This window comes from Nocardiopsis sp. NPDC055824 (assembly GCF_053616335.1).
Genome location: NZ_JBSHDN010000350.1, coordinates 1 through 3,720, shown reverse-complemented (window position 1 = coordinate 3,720; position 3,720 = coordinate 1). Strand labels below are relative to the sequence as shown.

4 protein-coding genes are annotated in these 3,720 nt (G+C 73.7%); 2 read left to right on the top strand and 2 right to left on the bottom strand.

All coding sequences use genetic code 11. The features are described 5' to 3' along the window. Positions 1-27: 27 nt before the first annotated feature. Together ACWGL3_RS31595 and ACWGL3_RS31590 are read right to left on the bottom strand one after the other, a co-directional pair. Positions 28-288 (bottom strand): hypothetical protein, encoded by a 261-nt coding sequence (locus ACWGL3_RS31595; protein ID WP_267944553.1) that lies wholly within the window; start codon positions 286-288, stop codon positions 28-30. 17 nt (positions 289-305) lie between these two features. Next, on the bottom strand, positions 306-1,214 hold the full coding sequence (locus tag ACWGL3_RS31590; protein ID WP_267944554.1) for an SPFH domain-containing protein: 909 nt from the start codon (positions 1,212-1,214) through the stop codon (positions 306-308). A 105-nt stretch (positions 1,215-1,319) separates the two neighbouring features. Here ACWGL3_RS31590 and ACWGL3_RS31585 point away from each other — a divergent pair, with 105 nt between their 5' ends. Both ACWGL3_RS31585 and ACWGL3_RS31580 read left to right on the top strand, forming a co-directional pair. Further along, entirely contained in the window at positions 1,320-1,817 is a 498-nt protein-coding gene (locus tag ACWGL3_RS31585) for a PH domain-containing protein (protein ID WP_267944555.1), read from the top strand. Then, on the top strand, positions 1,814-3,685 hold the full coding sequence (locus ACWGL3_RS31580; protein ID WP_267944556.1) for a PH domain-containing protein: 1,872 nt from the start codon (positions 1,814-1,816) through the stop codon (positions 3,683-3,685). The genes ACWGL3_RS31585 and ACWGL3_RS31580 overlap by 4 nt, the downstream gene beginning before the upstream one ends. Positions 3,686-3,720: the final 35 nt, after the last annotated feature.

Here is a 3,720-nt window from a genome sequence, read left to right as displayed (position 1 = left end):
GCCCGGCGCCGTCGTGGGCGGGGGGTGTCACTCCTCGGTCGGTTCCTGGGACTCCTCGCCCCGGGGCTCCTCCACGGGCGCGTCCTGCTCCGGCGCGGATCTGCGCGGTCTGCCCCGGCGGGGGATGACCCCGGCCTCCTTCGGCATCCGCCCCGCGTCGTCCAGCGCCCGGCGCAGGAGGAACTCGATCTGTGCGTTGGTGCTGCGCAGCTCCTGCCCGGCCCACCGCGCGAGCGCGTCGTGGACGGCGGGGTCGAGCCGCAGCAGCACCTTCTTGCGATCGGGCACGGCCGCCTCCCCCCGTTTTACTGGTACAGGGTCCCGGTGTTGACGACGGGGCTGGCGGGCCGGTCGGAGCACAGCACCACGAGCAGGTTGCTGACCATCGCGGCCTTGCGCTCCTCGTCGAGCTCGACCACGTTCTCCGCCGACAGGCGGGTGAGCGCGCGGTCCACCATGCCGACGGCCCCCTCGACGATCTCCTGACGGGCGGCGATCAGGGCGCTGGCCTGCTGGCGCTGGAGCATGGCCTGGGCGATCTCCGACGCGTAGGCCAGGTGGGTGAACCGGGACTCCACGATCTTGACGCCCGCGGCCTGGACCCGCTCGCCGACCTCCCTGGAGAGTTCCTCGGTGATGAGGTCGGCGCTGCCGCGCAGGGACCGGCTGGTGTCGGCGTCGTAGGAGTCGTAGGGGTAGTAGCCCGCGATGTGGCGGACCGCCGCCTCGGTCTGGATGGACACGAACTCGACGAAGTCGTCCACCTCGAAGGAGGCGCGGGCGGTGTCCTCGACCTGCCAGACGATGACGGCGGCGATCTCGATGGGGCTGCCGGAGGCGTCGTTGACCTTCATGACGGAGGTCTCGTGGTTGCGGATGCGGGTGGAGATCCCCTTGCGGAGCGTGAAGGGGTTGACCCAGCGCAGGCCGTCGGTGCGGACGCTGCCGACGTAGCGGCCGAACAGCTGGACGACCTGGGCCTCGTTGGGCGCGACCATCGTCAGCCCGAACGAGAGCCCCAGTCCGACCAGTCCGACGACGATGCCGACGCCGATCAGGAGGGGCGGCAGTCCGAGTATCGGGAGCAGGGCGGTGCCCACGCCGCCCAGGACCAGCACGAGGCTGATCACGGCGAACAGGATGCCGTCGTGGCTCTTCGCCGTGTGCTCCCTGTACTCGGGCGCCGGTGTGGTGGGCTGGCTGGTTTCGGCCATCGCTTCTTCCGTTCTCTTCAAGGTGATGACTCGAGCATAGCATTGTGATATCACTTTTAATAGCGAACGGCCCACAGGGCCCCGAAGAGAGGAGACGTGGAAGCGATGACCACAGACGCGCCGCGCCTGCGCCCGCCCCACCACCGCGTGGACCGACGGGCGATCCGGTGGTGGACGACACGGTCGCTGGCCGTGACCGTCGTCCTCACGGCGATCCCCCTCGTCCCCGCGATCATCTGGGAACCGCCGCGCGCCTGGTTCCTGCTCGCCACCGCCGTGGTCGGCGGGGTCGGACTCCTGATCACCGTCCTCATGCCGCAGTGGCGCTACCGCGTCCACCGGTGGGAGGTCACCGACACCGCCGTGTACACGTCCAGCGGATGGATCTGGCAGGAGTGGCGCGTGGCCCCGATGTCGCGCATCCAGACCGTCGACACCGCGCGGGGCCCGCTCCAGAGGATGTTCGGCCTGTCCAGCGTGACCGTGACCACCGCCTCGGCGGCGGGACCGATCGAGATCGCGGGCCTGGACCACGTCCGGGCCACCGAGGTCGCGGAGCAGCTCACCGAGACCACCCAGGCGACCCCGGGAGACGCGACATGAGCACCCCCGACGAGCACAGGCAGCCCCTGGGCGAGGGCGGACCGGCCCTCCCGAACGAGCCGGAGGGCCTCACGGCCGGCGGCTCCCCCCTCCCGCCGCCGGCCGGCGGCGCGGACGCCCACGACCCCGTCGGGGCGGACGGCCCGGAGGCGGGGAACACCCCCGGCGCGGGCACCGCTGCCACCGAGGACGATGGCTGGCGGCGGCTGCACCCGTTGAGCGTGTGGGCGAGCACCCTCGTGGCGGGCGCGTTCCTCGTTCCCGGGGCGATCGTCGCCACCGTGGTCCTGGTGATCGCGGGCCAGCCCCTGTGGGCCCTCGCCCCCGTTCCCGGCGCACTCGCCTTCCTCGCGCTCATGACGTACCTCGACCTGCTGCGGCTGCGGGCCACCCGCTACCGGGTCACCGTCGAGCGCATGGAGGTGCGGTCCGGGATCATCGCCAAGTCGTACCGCTCCATCCCGCGCGAGCGCGTGCGCAGCGTGGACGTCGCCGCCCCCCTCTACGCCCGGGTCTTCGGCCTGTGCTCGGTGACGGTCGGTACCGGCGAGCAGGTCGGCGCGGGGTCCGAGCAGCTCCAGCTGCTCTACGTCACCGCGGAGCAGGGCGAATGGCTGCGCCGCGAACTCCTCCACCGGGGCGCCTCCCGGACCGCCGGGGCCACCGCCGCCGGGGAGGACCCGGCCCCCGGCGACGACGGGGGGATCGAGGTCGAACTGGCCCGGCTGGACCGGCGCTGGTTCGCCTTCGCCCCCGTGACCACCGCCACGGTGGGCGTGGGCCTCGGTGTCATCGCCACGCTCCTGGGGGCGAACGCCCAGAGCAACGGCGCCCCGTGGCGGTGGATCTCCGACCGGGCGAACCTGCCCAGCGGCGAGGAGATGGCCTCCTTCGTCGTGGGCCAGATACTGCTCGTGGCGCCCCTGACCCTGCTCGGCCTGCTGGTCTCCGGCGTACTCGTCGTGACGGCCGTGGCGGTGGAGACCTGGTGGGACTACCGGCTCACGCGGGAGGCGGACGGCACCGTGCGCCTGCGCCGAGGCCTGCTCACCAGCGTGTCGCTGTCGGTGGAGGGGCGCCGTCTGAACGGCGTGACCCTGTACGAGCCGTTCCTGCTGAGGTCCGCGGGCGGCGCGGACGTGCGGGCGGTCGCGACCGGCCTGGGCGCGGCCGACGACCAGAAGGCCAGCGCCAAGAGCCGCCTGTCCCCGGCGATGCCCCGGGAGCTGGCGCGGGGGCTGGCCGCCGACCTGATGCGGACGCAGGACTCGCCCCTGGACGTGCCCCTGGCCCCCCACCCGCGGGCGGCGCTGCGCCGCCGGCTCACCCGCGCGGGGTACGCCACGGTGCTGGCCCTGGTGCTGGCAGGGGTCCTGGCCTGGCTCCACACGCTGGCGTCCGAGGCGTGGTGGGAGGCCGCGCACGAGGTCGAGGAGTACATCATGCCCGTTCCGCTGACGGTCCGGGCCGTGGAGTCCGCTCCGGGCTGGGGGTGGGCGGTGGTCGCCGTGCTGCTCGGCGCGGCGGCGTTCTGGTACGCGGTCGGCTCCTACCGGGGGCTCGGCCACGGGCTGCACCCGCGCTACCTGGTGGTCCGGCGGGGGATGGCGGTGCGCAGGACGGTGACCCTGGAGAGGGCCGCCGTGATCGGCTGGCGGATCACCAGGTCGCCGTTCCAGCGGCGGCTGGGCCTGGCGGACGTGGCGGCGACCACGGCCGCGGGCGAGGGGATGTACGCGGCGGCGGACGTGGGGCTGGGTGAAGGGCTGGCCTGGGCCGACGAGGCGGTGCCCGAACTGCTGGAGCCGTTCCTGGTGCGCGGCGGCGGGGGGCCGGCGGGCGGTCCCGGGGTCCCCGACCCGCGCTGAGGGCCGCGTCCCGGCCCCGGGCCCCTGGTGCGGGG

Coding starts and splice junctions, on each gene's coding strand:
- ACWGL3_RS31585 (WP_267944555.1), top strand. CDS start 1,320: ATGACCACAGACGCGCCGCGCCTGCGCCCGCCCCACCACCGCGTGGAC.
- ACWGL3_RS31580 (WP_267944556.1), top strand. CDS start 1,814: ATGAGCACCCCCGACGAGCACAGGCAGCCCCTGGGCGAGGGCGGACCG.
- ACWGL3_RS31590 (WP_267944554.1), bottom strand. CDS start 1,214: ATGGCCGAAACCAGCCAGCCCACCACACCGGCGCCCGAGTACAGGGAG.